The 22,826-nt window shown below is 62.7% G+C and carries 21 protein-coding genes and 1 tRNA gene; 16 read left to right on the forward strand and 6 right to left on the reverse strand.

Translation table 11 applies throughout. The features are described 5' to 3' along the window. The first annotated feature begins 69 nt into the window (after positions 1–69). Entirely contained in the window at positions 70–819 is a 750-nt protein-coding gene (locus tag B3H86_RS03025) for an exopolysaccharide biosynthesis protein (protein WP_292051094.1), read from the forward strand. 40 nt (positions 820–859) lie between these two features. On the opposite strand, the gene flaF is transcribed toward B3H86_RS03025, so the two are convergent. After that, positions 860–1,216, reverse strand: a complete 357-nt coding sequence (gene flaF / locus B3H86_RS03030; RefSeq protein WP_292051095.1) for a flagellar biosynthesis regulator FlaF — start codon at positions 1,214–1,216, stop codon at positions 860–862. Next, on the reverse strand, positions 1,176–1,601 hold the full coding sequence (gene flbT, locus B3H86_RS03035; protein WP_292051096.1) for a flagellar biosynthesis repressor FlbT: 426 nt from the start codon (positions 1,599–1,601) through the stop codon (positions 1,176–1,178). The genes flaF and flbT overlap by 41 nt, the downstream gene beginning before the upstream one ends. Before the next feature lie 237 nt (positions 1,602–1,838). Here flbT and B3H86_RS03040 point away from each other — a divergent pair, with 237 nt between their 5' ends. The 7 genes from B3H86_RS03040 to B3H86_RS03070 all read left to right on the forward strand — a co-directional run bounded on the left by B3H86_RS03040 (position 1,839) and on the right by B3H86_RS03070 (position 6,186). Further along, positions 1,839–2,240 carry a hypothetical protein gene (locus tag B3H86_RS03040; protein WP_292051097.1) on the forward strand — a complete coding sequence of 134 codons (402 nt, stop codon included), beginning with the start codon at positions 1,839–1,841 and terminating at the stop codon, positions 2,238–2,240. After that, positions 2,237–2,440 (forward strand): hypothetical protein, encoded by a 204-nt coding sequence (locus tag B3H86_RS03045; RefSeq protein WP_292051098.1) that lies wholly within the window; start codon positions 2,237–2,239, stop codon positions 2,438–2,440. The genes B3H86_RS03040 and B3H86_RS03045 overlap by 4 nt, the downstream gene beginning before the upstream one ends. Positions 2,441–2,505: 65 nt before the next feature. After that, on the forward strand, positions 2,506–3,369 hold the full coding sequence (locus B3H86_RS03050) for an AAA family ATPase (RefSeq protein WP_292051099.1): 864 nt from the start codon (positions 2,506–2,508) through the stop codon (positions 3,367–3,369). A gap of 92 nt (positions 3,370–3,461) precedes the next feature. Next, the gene (locus tag B3H86_RS03055) at positions 3,462–4,253 is read left to right on the forward strand and encodes a methyltransferase type 11 (protein ID WP_292051100.1); all 792 of its coding nucleotides are present in this window, start codon (positions 3,462–3,464) and stop codon (positions 4,251–4,253) included. Positions 4,254–4,414: 161 nt separating this feature from the next. Next, positions 4,415–4,990 (forward strand): HD family hydrolase, encoded by a 576-nt coding sequence (locus B3H86_RS03060; protein WP_292051180.1) that lies wholly within the window; start codon positions 4,415–4,417, stop codon positions 4,988–4,990. 22 nt (positions 4,991–5,012) lie between these two features. Then, on the forward strand, positions 5,013–5,996 hold the full coding sequence (locus B3H86_RS03065) for an NUDIX hydrolase (RefSeq protein ID WP_292051101.1): 984 nt from the start codon (positions 5,013–5,015) through the stop codon (positions 5,994–5,996). A gap of 100 nt (positions 5,997–6,096) precedes the next feature. Further along, positions 6,097–6,186 (forward strand) — tRNA-Ser (locus B3H86_RS03070). Between the two features lie 50 nt (positions 6,187–6,236). On the opposite strand, the gene hutI is transcribed toward B3H86_RS03070, so the two are convergent. Genes hutI through B3H86_RS03085 form a run of 3 tightly spaced genes read right to left on the reverse strand, consistent with a single transcriptional unit; the run spans position 6,237 to position 9,042 of the window. Continuing rightward, complete coding sequence (gene hutI, locus B3H86_RS03075) at positions 6,237–7,448, reverse strand: imidazolonepropionase (RefSeq protein ID WP_409450222.1); 1,212 nt, start codon at positions 7,446–7,448, stop codon at positions 6,237–6,239. Next, complete coding sequence (locus B3H86_RS03080; protein ID WP_292051104.1) at positions 7,448–8,338, reverse strand: agmatinase family protein; 891 nt, start codon at positions 8,336–8,338, stop codon at positions 7,448–7,450. The genes hutI and B3H86_RS03080 overlap by 1 nt, the downstream gene beginning before the upstream one ends. A gap of 5 nt (positions 8,339–8,343) precedes the next feature. Continuing rightward, complete coding sequence (locus B3H86_RS03085) at positions 8,344–9,042, reverse strand: UTRA domain-containing protein (RefSeq protein ID WP_292051105.1); 699 nt, start codon at positions 9,040–9,042, stop codon at positions 8,344–8,346. Between the two features lie 100 nt (positions 9,043–9,142). Here B3H86_RS03085 and hutU point away from each other — a divergent pair, with 100 nt between their 5' ends. The 8 genes from hutU (at position 9,143) to B3H86_RS03125 (ending at position 21,082) form a co-directional block, all read left to right on the forward strand. Then, positions 9,143–10,807, forward strand: a complete 1,665-nt coding sequence (gene hutU / locus B3H86_RS03090) for a urocanate hydratase (protein WP_292051106.1) — start codon at positions 9,143–9,145, stop codon at positions 10,805–10,807. A gap of 4 nt (positions 10,808–10,811) precedes the next feature. After that, on the forward strand, positions 10,812–12,344 hold the full coding sequence (hutH, locus tag B3H86_RS03095) for a histidine ammonia-lyase (RefSeq protein WP_292051107.1): 1,533 nt from the start codon (positions 10,812–10,814) through the stop codon (positions 12,342–12,344). A 445-nt stretch (positions 12,345–12,789) separates the two neighbouring features. After that, positions 12,790–15,762: an autotransporter domain-containing protein gene (locus B3H86_RS03100; RefSeq protein WP_292051108.1), complete on the forward strand. Its 2,973-nt coding sequence runs from the start codon at positions 12,790–12,792 to the stop codon at positions 15,760–15,762. Between the two features lie 239 nt (positions 15,763–16,001). Beyond that, positions 16,002–16,934 carry a hypothetical protein gene (locus B3H86_RS03105; protein ID WP_292051110.1) on the forward strand — a complete coding sequence of 311 codons (933 nt, stop codon included), beginning with the start codon at positions 16,002–16,004 and terminating at the stop codon, positions 16,932–16,934. After that, entirely contained in the window at positions 16,931–17,803 is an 873-nt protein-coding gene (locus B3H86_RS03110) for a HesA/MoeB/ThiF family protein (RefSeq protein ID WP_292051112.1), read from the forward strand. Before B3H86_RS03105 ends, B3H86_RS03110 begins: the two co-directional genes overlap by 4 nt. Continuing rightward, positions 17,800–19,005: a hypothetical protein gene (locus B3H86_RS03115; RefSeq protein ID WP_292051114.1), complete on the forward strand. Its 1,206-nt coding sequence runs from the start codon at positions 17,800–17,802 to the stop codon at positions 19,003–19,005. Before B3H86_RS03110 ends, B3H86_RS03115 begins: the two co-directional genes overlap by 4 nt. Further along, complete coding sequence (locus tag B3H86_RS03120; RefSeq protein ID WP_292051115.1) at positions 19,002–20,114, forward strand: GNAT family N-acetyltransferase; 1,113 nt, start codon at positions 19,002–19,004, stop codon at positions 20,112–20,114. Before B3H86_RS03115 ends, B3H86_RS03120 begins: the two co-directional genes overlap by 4 nt. Then, entirely contained in the window at positions 20,111–21,082 is a 972-nt protein-coding gene (locus B3H86_RS03125) for a hypothetical protein (protein WP_292051116.1), read from the forward strand. The genes B3H86_RS03120 and B3H86_RS03125 overlap by 4 nt, the downstream gene beginning before the upstream one ends. Here B3H86_RS03125 and B3H86_RS03130 read toward each other — a convergent pair. Beyond that, on the reverse strand, positions 21,079–22,569 hold the full coding sequence (locus B3H86_RS03130) for a hypothetical protein (protein WP_292051118.1): 1,491 nt from the start codon (positions 22,567–22,569) through the stop codon (positions 21,079–21,081). The genes B3H86_RS03125 and B3H86_RS03130 overlap by 4 nt on opposite strands. Positions 22,570–22,826: the final 257 nt, after the last annotated feature.

Below are 22,826 nucleotides of genomic sequence, written 5' to 3' on the forward strand. Positions count from 1 at the left end.
AACCGGACGCGCTATGGCTGGTTATAGCCATCTATGGCTATCACTGACCTATCGTCGCCCCGGACCTTAATGCCCGCCCCCTACACGTCTAAGCACGCTGACGAACACAGGACATTTTCAAACGTCCTTGAGGGGTTGGGATACGGGGACGATCCGCAACTCACCATACGCGAAATGGTCGATGCGTTTGGCGAGCGCGGCTTTGGTGCCATGCTGCTGCTGCTGGCACTGATGGCCCTTTTCCCGTGGCCGCCGGGTGGCAAGGCCATTTTCTCGGTGCCGATCATTCTGATCTCTGTCGAGATGGCGTTCCAGAAAAGCCGGCTTTGGCTGCCGCCCTCGATCATGCGCAGCAGCGTCCAGCGGGCCACTTACCGCCGGCTGTTGAATACGCCTTTGGCCATGCCCCGCTGGGCCCGCAAACGCTTCATGGCCAAGGGAAACGGCGGCTCGGCGCGTTGGTTCAGACGCCGTGTCGGCGTGACGCCACGCACCCAGACACCACTGTCCCTGCTTCGCACCGCCGAACGGCTGACACGCCCGCGCTGGCCGTTGATGACAGGTGATCTGGCAGACACATTCATCGGTGCCGCCTGTATTTTTCTGGCGGTCATGATGGCGCTGCCGGTGCCGTTCGGCGACATGCTGCCGGGGCTGGCCATTGCCGTGCTGGCGCTGGGGATCGTGCAGCGCGACGGCGTTTTCATCCTGATCGGCGCAATCGGCACAGCCGCCAGCGCGATCTATCTGGTTCTGGTCTGGAAGACTGTGGCCGCCATCGCGACCGGACTGTTCGGATGGTTCGGCAACCTGTTCTAGGCCCGAACCGCTCCTTCAGTTTGACGGTTGGACATCCGCTTCAGGACGCCTGACCGCTCAGCCCCTGCATGATCATACGGTTGATGTCGATCAGGGTCGCAAAGTCATCCTCGCCGCGCGCCACCAGAGAGGTGTGCTTGCCGACAAAGATGCTCAGCGAAATGATATGCGCCCGCACCTCTTGCGGCAGGGCGTTGTTCGGGTCCGAGCAGGCCGTAGCCAGCGTGGACCAAAGACGGCGGTTCCAGTCCAGCGCATCCATACGCTCGGCGAACTGGGTCTTGTCCAGAGTCGAGGCGTGCATCAGGGCACGTGTGACCTGACCGAACAGCCGATATTCCGTCTCGCGCGGGGCTTCAGCCCGCGTCGACGCCGTCTTGTACGCCTGAAGGGACATTGGCGAGCCTTTGCTCTTCGTATTCAACAATCTTACGAGCGCCCATCAGGGCTTTGTAATACTGACGGTTCATCACATGACGCGAGATGTTGACGCACTCGTTCAGGATGGCCGGGTTCTGGATGACACCCATGAACTCGGACAGTCGCAAAGCGAACTCGTCGTAGTATTTGGCCGCATCGTTCTCTTCCAGATACATCATCATGATCGGGAAATAGATGCGCTTGGCCGGGGTGTTCACCTCGGCGGGCTGCATGATGTCTTTCTCGCGCAGCACGCTGGCCTTGTTCTGGAGTACCAGAACGCCACGACGGTCACCGTTTTGGACAACAGCGCCGTTCAGCACGAATTTCTCGCCGGGCTTCAGCGACAGTTTCAGAGCCAAGAGTAAAAGTCTCCGTAGGAACGCCTACCGTGAAGGTTGGCGACTGATGAAAAGTAACCCAACGTGGTTAACCATCTATTCTGATTTGCGCCCCACGGCCAAGTTTCCACAGTACGATCTTGGTCGCGCGCGCGTAAGTCCGTTGCGATCGTGATGCGCCGATATGTCCATTCTGCATCGGAACGGTGCCGCCCCTCCCCCCGTTAATCATCTGTCCACTGTGCAGGGAGGCCGAAAATGGCGGACGCACAAATCGATACCGACGGCGGCTTTGATCCCCAGGATACAGCCGAAGTGTTCGACGAGACCCATCTGGATGACGATGGGGACGGTGACATCCTGTTGGGTGAGATGGACGTCTTTGACGCCACTCGCCCGCACGATGAACGACAGAACCGCCCCGTTCCGGAAGAGGATTTTTCCGAAGAAGACGAACCGTCTGCTTTGGAGATCGAGGCCAATAGCCTTTTGGCCGCATCGCCCGTCCCGGACAGTGACGAGATCGAGCTGGTTTACACGGGCCTTATGCGGAACCAGCGCGGCGCACAGGGCAGCGCGGCCCATTGGGAGGCCAAGAGGCTGTCCGACGAGGATGTCGGCGCGCTGGGATACAAAGACACAAACGAGGAAACACCATGAGCGAAGACCCTAAAAAGACTGAAAAAGATCATGACGTCGATGGCCCCGCGACACGTCGCGTCCCGCCGGAAAACGGAAAAACCGACCAACTGAAGGACAAGCTCCAAGACTCCGAGGACCGGCAGGAGGCCCTGCTGGACGAGGCGGTCGAGGAATCGATGGACGCCAGCGACCCGCCTTCGCCCAAACACATCACCTGAACACTGTTCAGCATCGTTTCTTTAAGCTACCTGCTAGGGGTACCCCTATCAGGAGCAGGTTTCGTATGAGCACCCGTTTTGAAGGCACGCAGGACTATATCGCCACCGACGATCTGAAGATCGCGGTCAATGCGGCTGTGGCGCTGGAGCGGCCTCTGCTGATCAAGGGCGAACCCGGCACCGGCAAGACGGTTCTGGCCTATGAGCTGGCCAAGGCCCTGAACGCGCCGCTCATCACCTGGCACATCAAGTCCACCACCAAGGCCCACAACGGCCTTTACGAATACGACGCCGTCAGCCGCCTGCGCGACAGCCAACTGGGCGATGAGCGCGTCAAGGACGTCCGCAACTACCTGAAGAAGGGTAAGCTGTGGGAGGCGTTTACCTCCGACGTGCGCCCTGTCCTGCTGATCGACGAGATCGACAAGGCCGATATCGAGTTCCCGAACGACCTGCTTCAGGAACTGGACCGGATGGAGTTCTACGTTCAGGAAACGAACGAGACGATCAAGGCCGAGGTCCGCCCTGTCGTGGTCATCACCTCGAACAACGAGAAGGAACTGCCGGACGCCTTCCTGCGCCGCTGCTTCTTCCACTACATTCGCTTCCCCGACGCCGAGACGATGAAGGACATCGTCGAGGTCCACTTCCCCGGCATCAAGCCGCGTCTGGTGTCCGAGGCCCTGCGGACCTTCTACGAGATCCGCGAAACGCCGGGTCTGAAGAAGAAGCCCTCCACCAGCGAACTGCTGGACTGGCTGAAACTGCTGCTGGTGGACGAGATCGATCCCGAGACCCTGCGCGAAAAGTCTCCGAACAAGCTGATCCCGCCGCTGCACGGTGCCCTGCTGAAGAACGAGCAGGACATCCACCTGTTCGAACGGCTGGCCTTCCTCGCCCGCCGCGAGGGCGTAAGGCCCGGTAGCTAAATCCCCGAGATTACGGCTACGTCATCGCATTACTGCGAATTCACTGGTCTTGCCGGCGCTTGATGCTCAACTGGCACGTCTAGGAGTTGGATATGTACAAGCTGATACTGCCACTTGCCGCTCTGCTTGCCTTGGGCGCATGCGACTCTAACGAGGGTGTGCGCGTAGGCCGTAGTGTCGAAATCCATTCCGATTCCGACAGCGGCACTTCCTCCAAGGGCCTCAAGGTCATCAGCACGCTTCAGTGCCCGTCCGATCAAGGTGTATTGACCCGCATCGGCTCGGCCAGCGTTGACGGCAAAACCTGCACCTATACCGGTCCGCGCGGGTCTGAAGTCAAACTGCATCTGGTGGCATTGGATGGCCAATCTTCAGAGCACATTCTGAAAGACTTCCAGACCCAGTTGGTCCCTTCGGTTGACGGTGCCCATGTGACCGCCACTGCGAAAACCGGCGAGGGCGCAGGCGAGGAAACCGCCGATGTGCGCCTGCCGGGCCTCAGCGTCAAAGCCGAAGGCGACCGCGCCAACATCAGCCTGCCCGGTATGCGTATCGAAGCGGATGGCAACAAAGCCAACATCCGTATCGGCGGACTGGTCATCAAGGCCGACGATGAAGGCAGCTCGATCATCAGCAACGGTGCCACCATTACGGCCGATGGAAACGGCGCGACGGTTAAATCCAACAGCCGTCAGGCGATCCGCGCCACCATGATCCACGCTATGTCCAAGCCCGATGCAGAGGGCTGGCGTGTGGTGGGCTATGAGGCTCGCGGCCCCGGCGGCGGCCCTATGGTGGTTGCGACCTTCCGCACCCGCGACCGCGATGAAGGGACTATCGTCGACTCCGTTCGCGAGCTGGTACTGCTCAACGTCGGCGATTAATCCCAAGGTTTTACCTCCGTCGCCCTTGAAAGCGCCGCCTTGGTGGTTCACCTGACCAGCCCATGAGCAGGACGATCCCCTTGGCACTCCGCGACGAAGACGAACTGGCACCGCTTCCGAAAAAGCCCCGCACCCCCAAGCCCCCACGGGCGTGGCAGCGCATGCTGTCCGGTCGCCGACTGGATCTGCTGGACCCCTCGCCCTTCGATATCGAGATCGAGGACATCGCCCACGGCCTGGCCCGCGTGGCACGCTGGAACGGCCAGACCATTGGCGAGCATGCTTTTTCGGTCGCCCAGCACTCGCTGATCGTCGAGGAGTTGTGCCGTGTGATCCGTCCGGGGCTGGAGCCCAAATGGCAGATGGCAGCCTTGCTGCATGACGCCTCGGAATATGTGATCGGGGATATGATCTCGCCGTTCAAATCGGCGCTCGGCTCGTCCTACAAGGATTTCGAGGCCCGACTCGAGGCGGCCATTCACGTCCGCTTCCAGCTGCCACCCAAGACACCGCAGACCATCAAGGCGCTGATCAAAAAAGCCGACAAGGCCTGCGCCTTCTTTGAAGCCACCCAATTGGCAGGCTTCAACAAGCGCGAGTCGGTGCAGATTTTCGGCGCCCCGCCTGCCGGATATTCGATTACGCTTGAGCCCATGCCTGCGTTCGAAGCGCAAAAAGCGTATGTAGACCGCTACAGGGAACTGGCCGAAGCTACAGGACTCATCACCAAGGCCTGATCCGACCGCCACGAGGACATGGATGACCGACGGCGACGCCCACATCCCCCCGCACAGCGAGACGCACATCGGCGTCCGTATCGGGCTGTCTGCCGTCATCATATCCCTGCACCAGCGCGAAGCTGTGGTTCTGACGACCCATGCGCCCGATGGTGCACCGGCCCTTCCCTTCGGTCCCTTCGACCCGGTCAAGGACAGAACATTCGAGCTGGCGCTGCGTGACTTCGTGACCCAGCAAACGGGCTTCCAGCTGGGTTTCGTCGAGCAGCTCTATACCTTCGGGGACATTGGCCGCGCCTCGCCGCGGGCGTCCAGCGGCCCCCAAGGTGCCCGCGAAGTCTCCGTCGGATACCTGACCCTGACGCCCGACAGCTCACCTTCGTTTACGGGCCAGTCCGGTCAGGATGCGTCCTGGACCCCGCTTTTCCAGATATTTCCCTGGGAAGACTGGCGCAAAGGCCCGCCGGCATCCCTGCCCGCCCTGACCGATGGATTGCGTCTGTGGGCCGGAAACGATTCCCGCCGCCTGTCCCGCATCAACACCCTATTCGCACTGTCAGAAGATACGCGCTGGAACGAAGAGCGCGTCCTGGAGCGATACGAGCTTCTTTATGAAGCCGGACTGGTCGAGGAATCACACCGCGACAATCCCCGCGAATCGGGGCCGGCCATGCTGTCCGACCTGCCGATGGCATCCGACCACCGGCGCATTGCCGCCACGGGTCTTGGCCGTCTGCGCAGCAAGCTGAAATATCGCCCCGTGCTGTTCGACCTGATGGAAGACGAATTCACCCTGTCGAATCTGCAGTCAGCGGCAGAGGCGGTTTCGGGCCTGTCACTGCACAAACAGAACTTCCGGCGCGGCGTCGAACGTACGGGTCTGGTGACCGCAACGGGCCGATTTGCGACAGATACGGGCGGTCGTCCGGCCGAGCTTTTCCGCTATGTCGGTCCCGATATCGGCGGCGCGTCTGCATCCGGCCTCACCTTGCCGGGGCAGCGTTGAAATAGAACAGAATTTTTCTGAAAAAACAGCTTGCAAGGCAAAGGCCCGTTAGCTACATAGCGCTCCTCAACCGGCCCCTACGGGGACCTGACGATCTCGCGGAGAGGTGGCAGAGTGGTTGAATGTACCGCACTCGAAATGCGGCGTACGTGAAAGCGTACCGGGGGTTCGAATCCCCCCCTCTCCGCCACGATCACCTTCCCTGAAAATAGATATCAGCCCTACGGGCACCCCTTCGGGTTATCGACGTGTGCCGTCCACATAGGCCGCGTGGAGCAAGGGTGCGCCCAGCCAATAGCTCAGCTCTGCCGGACGCTGGATATCCCAGACGGCCAGATCGGCGCGTTTGCCCGCTTCAATCGTTCCCACTTCGTCCTGCATGCCCAGAGCCCGCGCGGCATTACGCGTGGCTCCCGTCAGTGCCTCCTCTGGCGTCAGGCGGAACTGGACGCAGGCCAGATTGAGCGTCGCCGTCATCGACGCCACAGGCGAGGTGCCGGGGTTGCAGTCTGTAGCCAACGCCATCGGCACGCCATAGCGGCGCATAAGGTCAACTGGCGGTACTTTCGTCTCGCGCAGCATCAGGAAGGCGCCGGGCAGCAGAACCCCGACCGATCCGGCCGTAGCCATCGCCGCGATACCCTCTTCGTTCGAATATTCGATATGGTCCGCCGACAGCGCGTTAAATCGCGCCGCCAGTGCCGCGCCGTCACTGTCAGACAACTGGTCCGCATGTAGCTTTACCGGAAGGCCCAGCGATTTCGCCCTGTCGAACAGACGGCTGACCTCATCGACCGAAAAGGCAATCGGCTCGCAATAGGCATCCACCGCATCGACCAAACCCTCGGCATGGGCGGCGGGCAGGATGTCATCCACAGCCTTATCCACATAGGCGGCGCGGTCGGTCTTATGCTCGGGCGGCAAGGCGTGCAGGCCCAGATAGGAGGTGCGAACCCGCACCCCGCCTTCGCGCCCGATGCGGCGGGCGACGCGCAGCATCTTCAGCTCGCTGTCGCGGTCCAAGCCATAGCCGGACTTGATCTCCACCGTGGTGACGCCCGTGTCCTTCAGCCCCTGCAACCGCTTCATGGCCGAGGCGAAAAGCTCATCCTCGCTCTCTTCACGGGTGGCACGGACGGATGAGACGATACCGCCACCAGAGCGGGCGATCTCCTCATAGCTGACGCCTTGCAGACGTTGCTCGAACTCGCCCGAGCGGTCGCCGCCGAACACCAGATGGGTGTGGCAGTCGATCAGGCCGGGCGTGACCCAGCGACCTTCCAGCCTGTCCGTGCGGACGGCGGTATGTTCGGGCAGGTCTTGCCTCGCCCCGATCCAGACGATCACCCCGTCGCGGATCAGGATCGCGCCATCATCGACGGCTCCATAGGGCGCGCCACCCTCCGTCATGGTAGCCAGCCTGCATTCGGTAATGAGAAGGTCCGCTTCGATCATCGCGACGACACTCCGCTCAGGATCTCGCAGAACCACCGCCCCGCCGTCAGCGAGCCCAGATCACCGACCTCAAGGGATGGATCGTATTCCGTCAGGTCCACCACGCGCACCTTGGGATGCGCGCCGACCACGCGGGCTGCGTCGAAAAACTCATGCACCGACACGCCCCCCGGCCTTGCCCCCGGAGAGGCGGGCCACTGGCTGCGGTCGATCACGTCGATGTCGAAATCGACATAGATGACCTCGCAAAGGGCCGACAGGCGCTCCAGCTCCTCGGCCACCACAGCGGCCAATCCCCGCTCGCGGCACTCGCGGGCAGTCCGCACGCTGATGCCCGCCGCCTTGGCCTTTTCATGGGCGCGGCGGGTGTTGGCAAAGGGGGCCAAGCCCACCTGACTGATGCGGTGCCCGTCCATACCGTCATCCAGCAGGGCCTGAATGGGGTTGCCGTTAGTCAGGCCCTGATCGGTATCGCGCAGGTCGAAATGGGCATCCAGCGTGAGAACGCCCACGCGGTCCAGTCCCAGTGCATGCACACCCGCACGCGTGATGGCATTATTGCCGCCGACAAGGATGGTCAGGTCGCGATGTGCGTGTTCCTTCACCGCATCGCGCACCGGCTCGAATGCATCGGCTGGAGAGACGGCCTTCAACGGCACATCGCCCGCATCATGCACGCGGATGTCCAGCTCCAGACCCGTCTCGACATCATAGGTCGAAAGGCGCGGCAAAACGCCCCTCAGCGCCTTTGGTCCCAGATCGCACCGCCCCGGCGTCAGCGACCGCTCGTTTAGCGGTGCCCCCACCAAGGCCACCCGCGCATAGGGATAATCCCCGACCAAATCCCCGACGGAACGCCAACCCAAGGCTTCGGAGTGTTCACTCATGGCGGTCATCCTTTCGTGGGGGAAAAGCGCGCGACCAGATCATAGGCCGTGCCGGGGAAAATCTGGGTGGCGCGGGTCACGCCTTGGCCGTCGCGCCAAGTCCGGCGCTCCAGCCGCAGACAGGTCGTGCCGTCGGCAAGGCCCAGATGGCTGGCCGTCTCGCTGTCGGCGGCGACGGCGGAAATGCGGTGCTCGGCCTCGGTCCACGGCATATTGGCAAGCAGCCATCCGCCGGGGGGCTGGGCCGCGAAGTCCGCCGCTTCCGCATCGGGCGCGGCATCCAGAGAAATCAGACGCCGCTCGAACACGAAGGGCAGCCCGTCGGACAGGTGCAGGGTCGCCAGTTCGATCACGCGGCTGCCCATATCCTCGCCCGCCGTCGCAGGCCGCACGATCCGCGCCAGCAGGGTGTGGCTGTATTCCAGCCCCCTTCCCTCGACCTCGGACTGGATGTCGGGAATGGCGACCAGTGCCGAGGAATGCACCGGAGGATGGGCGACCACCGTGCCCGCCCTGCGACGGCGCACGACCAGCGAACGCGCCGCCAGATCGGTAATTGCCCGCGACACCGTCATCCGCGCACAGCCGTATTCGGCCATCAGCTCGGCCTCGGTCGGAATGCGGAACCCCGGCTCCCACTCGCCCGAGGCGATCCGGCGCTCGATGTCACCGGCGATACGTCTGTGCAGCGGCTCAATATCCATGAGCCGACCCTGCATCGATCAAATAATAATGTCTAGACATAATGAAAAACCCGTGCAGAACTCTGCTCGTCAAACAGCGATGTTGCATGGAGCGTTATCGATGACCACCGCCAATAGCCGCGTCATTCGCAGCCCTCGCGGGCCGGAGAAAACCGCCAAGACATGGGCCGCAGAGGCCGCCATGCGCATGCTGATGAACAACCTCGACCCCGAGGTGGCTGAGCGCCCCGAGGACCTCGTCGTCTACGGCGGAATCGGCAAGGCGGCCCGCAACTGGCAGGCCTTTGACACCATCGTCGAGCAGCTCCAGCGCCTCGAAGCAGACGAAACCCTGCTGGTCCAGTCGGGCAAGCCGGTCGGCGTGTTCCGCACCCATGCGGATGCCCCGCGCGTGCTGATCGCCAACTCCAACCTCGTGCCCAAATGGGCGACGTGGGACCACTTTAACGAACTGGATAAGAAGGGTCTGGCCATGTACGGCCAGATGACCGCCGGATCGTGGATCTATATCGGCACCCAGGGCATCGTTCAGGGGACCTATGAGACCTTCATGGAAGCGGGTCGCCAGCACTATGGCGGGGACTGGTCGGGCAAGTGGATCCTGACCGCCGGCCTAGGCGGCATGGGCGGCGCCCAGCCACTGGCCGCGACCATGGCGGGCGCGTCCTGTATCGCCGTGGAGTGCCAGCGCAGCCGCATCGAATTCCGCATCCGCACCCGCTATCTGGACGTCATGGCCGAAACGCTGGACGAAGCGATGGCCCTGCTGGAACAGTCGCTGAAAGACGGAAAGCCGACCTCCATCGGCCTGCTGGGCAATGCCGCCGACATCCTGCCGGAAATGGTCAAACGCGGCATCCGCCCCGATCTGGTGACCGACCAGACCAGCGCCCATGATCCGGTCAACGGCTATCTGCCTTCGGGCTGGACCTTGGCCGAGTGGGAAGAAAAGCGCGTCACCGCCCCCGCTGAGGTCGAGGCGGCATCGCGCCCCTCCATGGCCAAACACGTTCAGGCCATGCTCGACTTCCAGAAGATGGGCATCCCCGTCACCGACTATGGCAACAACATCCGTCAGGTCGCCTTTGACGAGGGCGTGAAGAACGCCTTCGACTTCCCCGGCTTTGTGCCCGCCTATATCCGCCCGCTGTTCTGTCGCGGCATCGGCCCGTTCCGCTGGGCCGCCCTGTCGGGTGATCCGGAGGACATCCGCAAGACGGACGAGGCGATGAAAAAGCTGTTCCCCGACAATGCGGGCCTGCACCGCTGGCTGGATATGGCGGGCGAGCGCATCGCCTTCCAGGGGCTTCCGGCCCGCATCTGCTGGATCGGTCTGGGCGACCGCCACCGCGCGGGGCTGATGTTCAATGAGATGGTGAAATCGGGCGAACTGTCCGCGCCCATCGTCATCGGCCGCGACCATCTGGATTCCGGCTCCGTCGCCAGCCCCAACCGCGAGACAGAGGCCATGATGGACGGCTCGGACGCCGTATCCGACTGGCCGCTGCTGAACGCGCTTTTGAATACGGCGTCGGGTGCCTCATGGGTTTCGCTGCACCACGGCGGCGGGGTCGGCATGGGCTATTCCCAGCACTCGGGCGTGGTCATCGTGGCCGACGGTACCGACGAGGCCGCCAAGCGCCTTGAGCGCGTGCTGTGGAACGACCCCGCCACGGGCGTCATGCGCCACGCCGACGCCGGATACGACATCGCCAAGGACGCCGCGCGCGCCAACGGCCTGAACCTGCCTTCGCTGGACCTCTAAGACCATGACCACCGCAATCGAAATCGGAGCCGCGCCCCTCACCCTGTCGCAACTGCGCGCCGCTATGGCCGGTCCGGTCCGCGTGTCCCTGACGGATGCCGCATGGGCCAATGTCGAGAAAGGTGCCGCGACGGTCGAGGCCATCCTGAAGGAAGGCCGCACGGTTTACGGCATCAATACGGGGTTCGGCCTGCTGGCCAACACCTCCATCGCCGCCGACGACCTTGAGACCCTGCAACAGAACCTCGTCCTCAGCCATGCCTGCGGCGTGGGCGAAGCGCTGAGCGAAGACATCACCCGTCTGTTGATGGTGCTGAAAATCGCAAGCCTGTCCAAGGGCGCATCGGGCATCCGCCGACGGACGCTGGAAACCCTGATCGGCATGGTCAACGCGGGTGTACTGCCGCTGATCCCGTCCAAGGGCTCGGTCGGTGCCTCGGGTGATCTGGCTCCGTTGGCGCACATGTCCAGCGTCCTGATAGGCGTTGGCGAGGCCCGCTATCAGGGACAGGTGATGCATGCCGTCAGCGCCCTGTCGAAAGCGGGACTTGAGCCGATCGTGCTTGGCCCCAAGGAAGGCTTGGCCCTTCTGAACGGCACCCAATGCTCGACGGCGCTGGCCCTCGCGGGTCTGTTCGCGACCGAGGATGTGTTCGCTGCCGCCATCGCTGCGGGCGGGCTGTCGGTCGATGCGCTCAAAGGCTCCGACGCGCCGTTTGATCACCGCATCCATTCCTTACGCGGTCAGCCGGGCCAGATCGACGTGGCCAAGCGCCTGCGCGAAATCCTGTCGGGCAGCGCCATCCGCGAAAGCCACCGCCACGACTGTTCCAAGGTGCAGGACCCCTATTCCTTGCGCTGCCAGCCGCAGGTGATGGGCGCGACACTGGACGTGCTGCGTAACGCCGCCGCCATGCTGGAACGCGAGGCCAATGCCGTCACCGACAACCCCTTGGTGTTCATCGAGGACGGCGATGTGATCTCCGGCGGGAATTTCCACGCCGAGCCGGTGGCCTATGCCGCCGACCAGATCGCCATGGTCCTGTGCGAGATCGGCAATATCAGCGAGCGCCGCACCTCCATCCTCGTCGATCCGAAGATGAGCGACTTGCCCGCCTTCCTCGTGAAGGAAAGCGGCCTGAACTCCGGCTTCATGATCGCACAGGTGACGGCGGCGGCTCTGGTGGCGGAAAACCGCATGATGGCCCATCCCTGCGTCATCGACACCGTGCCGACCAGCGCCAATCAGGAGGACCATGTCTCCATGGCCACCCACGGCGCGCGCCGCCTGCTGGACATGGCCGAGAACACCGCCAACGTCGTCGGCATCGAGCTGCTGGCCGCCGCCCAAGGCATCGACTTCCACCGCCCGCTGACCAGTTCACCCGAACTGGAACAGGCCTACGCCATCGTGCGCGAAGCCGCCGCCCCCTACACCAGCGACCACTACTTCGCCCCCGACATCGCCCGCGCCACCAAGGGCGTGCGCGAAGGCCGCTACCGTCCGTTCGCAGGCGATCTGCTGCCCTCGGCTTAAAGCAGACCATGAAGCGTTGGGGCGACTTTGACGACAGCTGCCCCAACCCTTTCATCCACGTGCCGCCGATACGAAAGTGAACGGCGTTCGATTCACCTACAGACGCGACCTGAATTCTTGCCCATGCACCGGTTCGCCGTGTGCAAGCGTAGCGGCACAATCCGCTAGCGACACAACTCTGTAATATAGCTAAGTATAATGTCAGATAGTAAAATAATGTTATCGTTAGTATGTTAAGTTATCAGCGAGAACACAGAAAATTCGTGTTTAATTGATCACATTTCTGACTATTTTCTGACAAATATTAATCATTATAAATGCTCAGCTTGCAACGACATATCGTTGTTACACTGTTAGCCGTCTTTAACGCCCGACGGTAGAAACAATGCTCAACAATAGTATTTTTAAGCTTATCGTTAAAAAGAAAAGCAGCGCTTTAAGACGTTTGGCCCTCGCAACCACTGTCTCGATTGCAGCCATTGGGGCCTTTGGGTCCGAAGCTTTGGCCAGCCAATGGCATTTCAACGGCAATACCCTCTATTACACAGGCGACGTTACCGGCAGGGATCCGGCCGTACTTCGCCAGATTCTAACCGCGGCAAGAGCCAACGGCATTCAGGTTGACCGCGTTGTATTCCGGAATTCTCCCGGTGGCGCAGCATCGGGTGGCGTCGGAATGGGCCGGGTCATTCGCGAGTTCGGCCTGGACACCGTGCTGGATGGCGGATGCTTCTCGGCTTGCGCCGATGCGTTCGTCGGCGGCGTAAACCGTTACTATACCGATTACGACATCCCTTCGTTCGGCCTCTGGGACGGGACAGTCCTCGGCATTCACGGTACCGCCTTTGGCGGACGTCCGCTGCCCTACCCCCAGCAGGAAATCTACATCGACTACTACCGCGAAATGCTGGGCCCCGTCGCATTCGAGCGCGCTAAAGACCGTATCATCCAAGCACACTACGAACTGACCCAGCAGTCAGGCTTCCTGCGCTATTTCGATCCTAAAAAGGCAGCGATCCCGACCCGATTCTGCCCGACGTCAAACCAGACCGAAACCGGTGGGTGCACCTCCTATCCGGACGTCACGATGAAATCGGACGCCATGGCGTCTTCCGATCAGTACGTGACCATCAACGACCGCCTTGTCATCACCGGCGAGCACAACGGGAACGTCGCCAACAACTGGGACAAGGGCGTAAGATACGACGAAGACACCCAATCCCTTGGAAATCACCATGCCTTCGGCTTCGATTTCAATGACCGCTACAGCCAGGTTTTCGTCACGCCCGGTGGCAGGTGGAACCTCGATACGACCGCTGCTGCGCAGTACGTTGTGGTCGATGGTGGTGAACTGAACCTCGGAACCAATGGACGCATCAATCTTGCTGATCTGATCGCAGCCAGAAACGGCGGCATCATCCGCATGAACGGCGCGAGCATCGGCAGCCAGACGCTGGTCAGCGATGGCGGTGTGCTGGGTGGACGGGGCACCCTGGGTGCGACCACCGTCATTCAGAATGGCGGCACCCTTTTGGCCGAAGATATCGTGATGCGCCCCTATGATCTGGCCCCCATCGCGCCGCAGGGCTTCTATGCGAATACCCGCAACGAGGATGTCAGGATCGGCAAGGGACGCATCCTGACGATCGAGGAAGGTGGGGCGCTGGCGTTCAGAGTATCGAACACCACGACCACATCCCCCCTCCGGCTGGAGCAGGCCCGTTACTTCCTCCTTGAAGAGGATCGGTTGGCGGGTGACTACAATCTGGTCGCCAACCACAACAAGGCGCAGTTGAACGTATCTCAGGGTGCGGCTTTGGCGCTGGACATCCAGAGCGGCTTCTACGCGGGCGGCCACGTCGTCCCGCTGGTGAGCGGCATTATCGACGCCTCCGCTATCAAGCGCCCTGTCGCCCCCTGCGCACGCGAGGGCGGCCAATATGTCGGCCTCTGGTGCAACACCGTCACTGAACGGGGACTGACCGCCGCCGCGCCTGTATCGCCGTTCGTGAATGGCAAGTTCACCACCGCCGTACGTCCGGGCGATCCGGGCTATACCGTCGACCTGACGAAGGCGGATGCTGTCTTCCACCCACGCAACAACTCGCTGCTGACCTTCAACGTCCGCCAAACGGGTGAAGCCATCTGGCTGGAGGCCAATCCGGCCTTCGAGGACGTCGATCTTTTCGGCAACTCGCGCTCGGGAAACGAACTGGGTGTAGCCCTGCGCACGGCCTCGTATGATGCCAACACCAAGCTTGGCCCGCTTCTGGGTCACCTTCAGTTTGCCGACCGCGATATTGCCCGCCGTGAAGCCGGTGTGGTGCGCGGTGACGGTCACTCGTCGCTGCGTCTCGTTGGCCGCAGCTTCATTGACAGCTTCTCGGACGCCCTCTTCAGCGCAACCCGTGATCCGGGCCATGCTACGGGCCTCGGTCATGCGGCAATCGCCAGCACGGCCTCCGATCTGCTCAACAATGAAGGGCGCATCGGCATAGGCGGCGCCGTCATCGGCGGCACTACGGCGCAGGAAGCGGTCAAGGCCGAACGAAGCCCCTATGACATGTCGCGTCCGACCACCCTATGGGCCACAGCCTTTGGCCGTACCGGCAAGCTGAAGGCCTATGAGTCCATCGATGCGCTGGAGTATAACGGATACGGGGCCCTTATGGGCGCGTCGCGCCAGCTGTCGGACAATACCCGCCTTGGCCTGGCTGTCGGCTACGGCCAGTTGAATGCAAACACCCGTCCGATCAACAGCTTCAATGGCAAGATCGAAGCTCTGACTGCGGCACTTTACGGTGATAGCGAGTACAGCCGTGGCTATGTCTCGGGTCAGTTGGGGTACACCCAGCTCAAGAGCGATACCCGTCGCACGATCAGCGACATCGAAGGTCTGGAAGGTCTCAATCAGGCTGAATACGACAGCGACGCCCTGTTCGCGCGTTTCGAGCACGGCTTTGATCTGAACACCAAGAACAATGCCACCCTGACCCTGCTGGCTCCGGTTGTTGATTACATCAACATCTCGGGCACCAGCTTCAAGGACAAGGGCAACTCGCCTGCAGCTCTGGCTGGTGAACTGGACGATGTCGAAAGCCTGCGTGCGGGCCTTGGCCTGCAGGTGAAGAAGGAAATCGTTCAGGGTGACTGGCGCGTAACCCCTTACGCCCGTGTCGTCTGGCAGCGTGATTTCCTCGAACGCGAGGCCATCTCGGTCAACAACTTCGTACTGGCACCGGAACTGCCGTTCGACGCCGCCTCGCGCCGTCTGGGCCGCCATGCCCTGGACTGGAACATCGGCCTGCGCAGCTCCACCAGGTCGGAGAATGTAAACCTGTCGGTCGAGTATCAAGGCCAGACGATCCGCGGCGAAACCGCCCACGGTCTGCAAGCCGGGATCCAATACCGCTTCTAAGGTTCTGTCTGACAGATCCCATCAAGGGGGCACGATCCGAAAGGGCCGTGCCCCTATTTTTTTGGCCGTATCCAAATCCGCAGGCGTACAGTGCCCTTCCAGACAATCCAGAGAGCCGACCGCGACCTGCCGTTCTTCTTGGGCGCTGGGTAAAGCACCTTACCCGCCGGAACTTGACCTGCCCCTGCCCCCAAGGGCACCCTTGAGGCCAGTTTTTGGCGGGGGAGTCGCCGGACCCGATGATCAATCTGACGTGGCGATCCGGTCGCAATATGTGGACGCGCATCGTCGAGCGCCCCGGCCTCACCCTATCGGCGGATCAGAGGCGCGCCTTTGTCAACGACATGCGCGCCATCGCCAGCCTGACCCTGAAGGGCGAGGATCTGGAATACGGTGTGCTGGGTGGCGATGCCGAGCGGTTGAACAACTGCGTCATCACTGTCGTCTATCAGTCTGAAAATTCTAAAGGTCCGCGCCGTCCGGTGGCCTTCAACGTGCTGTCGCTTCTGGATGTGGAACTGGCCAACCGCCCGACGCAGGTGATGCACCTTGGCCTTGTCATGGTGGACCCGACGGCACGCGGGCGCGGCCTGTCGGCCACCCTCTATGGCCTGACCTGCGTGCTGATGTTCCTGACGGGTCAGGGCCGCCCGATGTGGATTTCCAACGTTACACAGGTACCGGCTGTCGCGGGCATGGTGGCGGAGACATTCTCCGACGTTTTTCCCTCGCCCCGCCCCGATGCGCGCCGCAGCTTCGACCACCTGTCACTGGGCCGCCAGATCATGGCCCGCCACCGCGCGGCCTTTGGCGTCGGTAAAGAGGCCGGTTTCGACGAGGCCCGCTTCGTCATCACCAATGCCTATACCGGTGGCAGCGACGCGCTGAAGAAAACCTTTGAACAAGCAACGCCGCATAGAAAACAGAAATACAACGATTTTTGCCAGCAACAGCTGGACTATGACCGGGGCGACGACCTGATCCAGATCGGTCGCATCGACATGGCGGCAGCCGGCCAATATCTGCGAAAGGTCGCCCCTCCGACCACCGCCATGGGGCTGACGGGCCTCGTCCTTCTGATGGGGGCGCGCATGGCGGTCCTGCCCCTGATCCACTGGCTGTCGCCCGACCGCGCATGGGGCGTGCTGCGCCCCGCAAAGATGAGCAAATGACCGATTTCTATTCCGAGATGACCACCCGCAACATCGGCTTCATCACCGAGGCCGAGCAACAGCGCCTGAAAGACGGCGGGGTCTTTGTCGCAGGCGTGGGCGGCATGGGCGGTGCGGCGGTCCAGATGCTGGTGCGGGCGGGCGTAGGCAAGATCGCCATCGCCGATCTCGATAGCTTCGAGATTTCAAACCTTAACCGCCAACTCTTCGCGTTCACTGACACCGTGGATCGCCCCAAGGCCGAGGTGACGGCAGAGGGGCTGAAACGCATCAATCCCGATCTGGAACTGACGGTTCTGGGGGCGGAATGGACCGAAAAGCTGGACGAACTGTGCGCGGAATACAGCGTCATCATCAACGGCTGTGACGACATTCCCGCCACCGCCCAACTGTACCGCAAGGCCAAGCAGCATGGCGCGACGGTGATCGACGCCTATGCCTCGCCCCTGCCCTCGGCCATTGTGGTGCGCCCTTCCGATCCCCGCCCCGAGGAACGCCTCGGCTATCCGATCAAGGGCACGGACTGGAAGGCCATCACCGAGGAACAGGCCGCCGCCTGTTTCATGAAGGAGCTGGAATGGGTGATGACCCACTCGTCCAGCCATTCCCATGTGGACCTGACTGCCGCCGCCGAAATGGCCGCCGGAAAGCGCAAGCGCATGAGCTTCGCCCCCATGGTCACCACCGCCGGATGCCTGATGGCGGGCGAGGCACTGGCCCTTTTGATGGGGCGCAGGACAAAGACCGACTGCCGTGGCTGGTTCATGAACACCCGTGACGCGAAATGCGAGCGCCCCCTGCCCGCCCCCATTGGCGCTTTGAAGGCCGTCATCGTGCGCCGCTTCATGCAAAGGCTTCTGGCCGGATGATGGATCTGTCGCTGGCAGAAACCACGCGCATGCTCGTGGACGGGTTCGGGGCGATCGGCGCATTGGCCGTGGCGCTCGTCCTGTGGCGACGTCGCCGCCGCTCGACCGTCCAGAACGTGCTGCTGCTCGTGTTCGGACTGTCGGGCCTGTTCTATCTCTGCCGCGCGCTCAGCATGGCCACGGGCATCGATGCCTTCGCGGCCCTAACGCTGGTGCTGGCCTGCGCCCTGCCAACGGCGGCGCTGATCCTCGCGGAAATCCTGCTGCGGCGGCATTCACCGCTCTGGATGAAGATCGTCATCGGCGGCGGGACCATCCTCGGCATCCTCGCCGCCCTTCTGGCCGGAAGCGGGATAGAGCGGGCGTTCAATCTGGCGATCTATGTGCCGTGCGCCCTGCTGCTGGTTCTGGGCCTGATCGTATTCCGCCGCCGTGACAGCCTGTCGCCGATGGAGAACTCTACCCTCAACGCCTATGCCCGCGCCCTTTTGGCGACGGGCCTGCTGGCGCTGACGGATTTCCGTATCGGCCTGCCCGTCGGCCTGTCCGCACTGGGTCTGCTGGGCCTGGCCTATGCCGCCGCTGCCGGAGCCAATGCGCCCAAGGGGTGGCTGGACACGATCAAGGAGCTGTCGCTCACCTTCGCGACGGCCATCCTGCTGGCGGGCGCGCTGATGCTGCTCAACCGCCCGCAAAGCTGCCTGGAGGCAGGCTCGGTGCTGGCGGTGACCGTGGCCGCCCTGCTGGCCCTGTCGGTGCTGCTGCGCCTGCGCTCGGGCGGCAATGACCAACAGCGCCGCCTGTTCGACCATACGCTGGCCAACGCGGACACCGCATCTCTGAGCGCCTTTATCGCCGATGTGTCCCGCGTCGCGCCGCTGGAAGGGCTGATCCTCGCCCAGGGCAACGACCTGACCGATTACGACCCCGCCCTGCTGCCCGCCGCGTTCGAGGGCCGCCCCGTGGTCCACCTGTCCAGCCTTTGGGCCGAGCATCCGCTGGCCGATGCCCGCGAACAGCTGCGTGACCTGCTGCTGCGGCACAACTCGACGCACGCCATCCTGATCTCTCACCAGCCGCTGCGGATCGGGCTTGTCGCACTGGGCGGATCGGCCCTGTTGGACGAGGACGAGCGGGCCATGGCCCTGTTCCAGAAGACAGCCACCCTTTTGGCCGCACGCAGTACCGGAGAGGCCGCATGACCCTTGAGCTGGTAAAGGGTGATTTCAACGCCTTCTTCCGCGTCCCGTTCGAGGTCTATCCGTCCGACAGCCCCTATGTCTCGCCCATGCGGTCGGACCTGAAAAAGTATCTCGACCCCAAGCAGAACCCGATGCTGAAGTCCGGCGGCGCGCTGGAGTTCTATGTCGTCAAACGCGACGGCAGGCCCGTGGCCCGCGCGACCGCCCACCGCCACCTGCAGTCGAATGAACGCCACGGCTGGGCGCGGACCTGCTTCGGCTATTTCGACGCGGCGGACGATGCGGAGGCCATCGACCTGCTGTTCGCGGCCATCACCGACTTTGCCCGACGCCACGGCGATAGCGAGATCGTCGGCCCCTTCAACCTGACGGCCATGCAGATGGTCGGCATGGTGACCGAAGGGTTTGAACACGCCCCCACCACCGACATGATGTGGCACCCGCCGCACCTGTCCGCCCATCTGCAGCGACTGGGTTTTGCAGCCCGATTTCCCATGTCGACGTGGGAGTTCACGCCTGACACCGTCGATCCCGACACACTGTTGAACAGCGGGGCGCGGGAAATCCTGTCGTCGCCGGACTGGACCTTTGCCCCCATCACCCGCAAGGATTTCAAGATCCGCATGGAGGAAGGCCGCCTGTGCCTGAACGGCGGGTTTGACCGGAACCCGATGTTCGTCCCCCTGACCACCGAGGAGTTCCGGTTCCAGGCCGGCGAAATGATGTGGGTCATGGACCCGTCATTGGCCGCCATCATTCATCATAAAGATGAACCAGCGGGCGTAGTCATCTGTATTCCCGACCTTAATCCTTTCGTGAAGCATGCCGGCGCGCGGTATGGCATCCGTATGCTCTGGTCGTGGCTGCGCGGTCTGTTCACGGCCAAACGCGCCGTCATCATCCTTTATTCGGTCATGCCCGAACATCAGGGCAAGGGCGTCAACGCCGCCATGCTGCACCGTGTTGCTTCGGCCCTGAGGAAGGGTGGATACCGGACGTGCGGGGTCACCTGGATAGCCGATGTGAACAAGGCCTCGCTGCGCCAGATGGAGCGGTTGGGCGCACGTCGCCTGCATCGCACCCACCTGTTCCACAAGGGCATCGCATGACGCCCGAACTGTTCCGCGAACTGGTGGCCGAGGCGGTGCTGTCACCCAATGTGCACAACATCCAGCCGACGCTGTGGCGTCTGGTGGATGCGCAGACCATCGCGCTGGTGCAGTCCCCCGTGCGCAGCCTGCCCGTCGGTGACCCGACCCGGCGCGATGCACAGGCCAGCCACGGTGCCGCTGCCGAGGGTATGGTCATTGCGGCCAGTGCCCGTGGTATCGCCCTATCCGTTGCGACGGCCGCGCCCGGAGAGGTCGCCCGCATGACGGTTACCGGGGCCTGCGCACCTGATCCTCTGGTGCCGTTCCTGACCCGTCGCCGCACATATCGTGGCGCGTTCGACAAAGCGCTTGAAGCCTCGGCCCTCAAGGCGTTGGAGACATGGTCACACCCCGATACCCGCCTGATCACCGACGACGCCCATATCAGGCAGATCGCCCTACTGACGGATCAGGCAACCCTGCGGGCCTTCCGTAACCGCCCCTACCGACAGGAGCTTGCTTCCTGGATGCGACTGACCAAGGCAGACCGCAACTGGAGCCGTGACGGACTGAATGCGCAGGCAATGGGAATGTCGGCACCGCTGGCTGTCGCGGCGGGTGTCGTGCTTTCCCATCCGGTGTTCGAGATATTCGACCGGCTGCAACTGGCGGGCATGCTCACGGCAGAGGCGGGCGTAACCCGCTCGGCCAGCGCACTTGTGGCCTTTGTCCAGGACCGTGATGCCGATCCCTTCCAGACTGGTCGCGACTGGCACCGCCTTTGGCTGGAACTGACCGCAAGGGGTCTGTCCGCCGCCCCCCTGACCATTTTGGGGGACGACGCGCAGGCAGCGGCAGAAATGGGCCACCGTTTGAACCTAGCGCCACACCAGCGTCTGGTCACAGTCCTGCGGGCAGGCATGGTGGACGCGGTCAAACTGCCCTCTCCCGCCCGCCTTCCGGTCGACGAACTGATCCTGCCCTAGAGCCGTTTGAGGTACTCCAGAAGGTCGCGACGTTCCTCGATACTCAGACCGTCGAACATACGTGTATGGCCGCCATTACCCATGCCGCGCTGGCGGGTATCGACCTGCGACGGGCGGCTGTAGGGTTGATATCCCGCAGGGTAATCCACCCCGACCTTGTCCAGATTCATGGCATGGCCGCCCGTCTGGAAGATCGCCGGGCGTTCTTCCAGCCCCAGCAAAGCCGCCAGCGACGGCACCGAGCCATTGTGCAGATAGGGCGCGCTTTGCCAGATGCCCGTCAGCGGCGGCGGCGCATACCGGCCCGTGGCCTCGGCATGGATATGGCGAGCGATGGGTCTACGGTTCACGCTGTCCACAAGCTGCTGATCCATAGCCTCGGCGCGGGCGCTGTCCGTGCCGACTGTCTTGAGCACATTGGGAAAACGGCTCAGGCGCGGGCCCTGTGGCGTTTCCTGATAGGTCCCGTGGCAGGATGAGCATTTGGCTGAAAACAATGCGCCCCCGCGACCTGCACGCTCCATGTCGATTTGACCCGGGAAGGGCTGGGGCCTGACCGTAGCGACAAAGGCAAACGCTTCGCGTACGGTCGGGATCGCCCGCACGGCTGCACGGTCGCTCATGCCCATCGTCGGCACGGTGAAATAGGCCGTGATCCCCGCCAGATCACCGAGATGGCCATCGGTAATGTCGGCTGTTGTCAGCGCCCGCTCGCGATCGTCGTGGCCGGTCGGCGCATAGGCCCCGTCCCACAGCAACATGGAGCGGAAGCCTCGGTCAGCCAGATGGGGCACGGAGGTAAAGCCCCGCTCACGCGCATAGACATCGCTCTGATCCGCCAGAAGACCATGCTGCAGCTTCAGTGCCGCCACGCCATTGGTCACGCCCGCATGGCCATTGCTGAACGGCAGAGGCCCCGTCCCGGCACTGCCAATTTCGGCCAGACGTTCCCTGACCCGAGGCAGCACGAAGTCACGCAGGGTCTTTTCTTCCCCAGCCGTCATTTCAGGATACAGGCGCCGCGTGGACGCCATCAAGGCATCGCTGTCCCGTGTCGCCGCAACCAGGGCGCGATAAATATCCTGGGTGTAGGTTTCCAGATCGAGCGACGGATTGGGGGCCCCCAGCCACAAACGCCCGGTCTGCGGCCTGCCCTGCGCGTCATAGGTCGGTGCGGCATGACAGGCGGCACATCCCGTGCTGGCGATCTGTATCTCGATCTGCGGGATCGAGCGGGTGCCTGTGCCCAAAACCAGACCCATAGCCGCTTCCGGCACCGGCGCGGGCCCGGCACCCTCGGGCCAGTTGGCTATGGTCTGCGGATAGAAAAAGCCATAGCCCTGCATGATCCGCTGAAGAGCATCGAGCGATTGATCATCCGGCGACAGATGCATCACCAAGGCCGCCGACGTCAGCTTCCACGGCAGGGCCACCGTGTTCATCGCATCGGAGTTCAGTCCGCCGAAATCGCCGAATGCAAACTGCATCGCCCCGCGTGCGACGGCGTCATCAGATGGCTGCCAGTTTTCCAGAACTGTTGAGCGCGCAGAGATATGGCCGCGAAGGAAATCCCAGGCGTTATTTCCCGACGCTCCGCATCCCGACAGCGCGAGTAAAGCCGCACCTGCAATCCAACAGCGTTTCATACCCGACGCTCCCAGCGACCCTATGGCCACAGTGTTAGTGCGCTTTGCGCAGACACGCCAACCATCACAAACAGTTCAGGTTCTGACACAGGCGACAT

The sequence above is a fragment of the Brevundimonas sp. UBA5866 genome (assembly GCF_002432125.1).
Lineage (GTDB): Bacteria > Pseudomonadota > Alphaproteobacteria > Caulobacterales > Caulobacteraceae > Brevundimonas.

Excerpts from the sequence above, each read along its gene's own strand:
- hutH (WP_292051107.1), top strand. The coding sequence starts at position 10,812 with ATGACCACCGCAATCGAAATCGGAGCCGCGCCCCTCACCCTGTCGCAA.
- B3H86_RS03120 (WP_292051115.1), top strand. The coding sequence starts at position 19,002 with ATGACCCTTGAGCTGGTAAAGGGTGATTTCAACGCCTTCTTCCGCGTC.
- B3H86_RS03130 (WP_292051118.1), bottom strand. The coding sequence starts at position 22,569 with ATGCAGTTTGCATTCGGCGATTTCGGCGGACTGAACTCCGATGCGATG.
- B3H86_RS03040 (WP_292051097.1), top strand. The coding sequence starts at position 1,839 with ATGGCGGACGCACAAATCGATACCGACGGCGGCTTTGATCCCCAGGAT.
- hutU (WP_292051106.1), top strand. The coding sequence starts at position 9,143 with ATGACCACCGCCAATAGCCGCGTCATTCGCAGCCCTCGCGGGCCGGAG.
- B3H86_RS03045 (WP_292051098.1), top strand. The coding sequence starts at position 2,237 with ATGAGCGAAGACCCTAAAAAGACTGAAAAAGATCATGACGTCGATGGC.
- B3H86_RS03080 (WP_292051104.1), bottom strand. The coding sequence starts at position 8,338 with ATGAGTGAACACTCCGAAGCCTTGGGTTGGCGTTCCGTCGGGGATTTG.
- B3H86_RS03050 (WP_292051099.1), top strand. The coding sequence starts at position 2,506 with ATGAGCACCCGTTTTGAAGGCACGCAGGACTATATCGCCACCGACGAT.
- B3H86_RS03025 (WP_292051094.1), top strand. The coding sequence starts at position 70 with ATGCCCGCCCCCTACACGTCTAAGCACGCTGACGAACACAGGACATTT.
- flaF (WP_292051095.1), bottom strand. The coding sequence starts at position 1,216 with ATGTCCCTTCAGGCGTACAAGACGGCGTCGACGCGGGCTGAAGCCCCG.
- B3H86_RS03110 (WP_292051112.1), top strand. The coding sequence starts at position 16,931 with ATGACCGATTTCTATTCCGAGATGACCACCCGCAACATCGGCTTCATC.
- B3H86_RS03060 (WP_292051180.1), top strand. The coding sequence starts at position 4,415 with ATGCTGTCCGGTCGCCGACTGGATCTGCTGGACCCCTCGCCCTTCGAT.
- B3H86_RS03065 (WP_292051101.1), top strand. The coding sequence starts at position 5,013 with ATGACCGACGGCGACGCCCACATCCCCCCGCACAGCGAGACGCACATC.
- B3H86_RS03055 (WP_292051100.1), top strand. The coding sequence starts at position 3,462 with ATGTACAAGCTGATACTGCCACTTGCCGCTCTGCTTGCCTTGGGCGCA.
- B3H86_RS03115 (WP_292051114.1), top strand. The coding sequence starts at position 17,800 with ATGATGGATCTGTCGCTGGCAGAAACCACGCGCATGCTCGTGGACGGG.
- B3H86_RS03105 (WP_292051110.1), top strand. The coding sequence starts at position 16,002 with ATGATCAATCTGACGTGGCGATCCGGTCGCAATATGTGGACGCGCATC.
- B3H86_RS03125 (WP_292051116.1), top strand. The coding sequence starts at position 20,111 with ATGACGCCCGAACTGTTCCGCGAACTGGTGGCCGAGGCGGTGCTGTCA.
- B3H86_RS03085 (WP_292051105.1), bottom strand. The coding sequence starts at position 9,042 with ATGGATATTGAGCCGCTGCACAGACGTATCGCCGGTGACATCGAGCGC.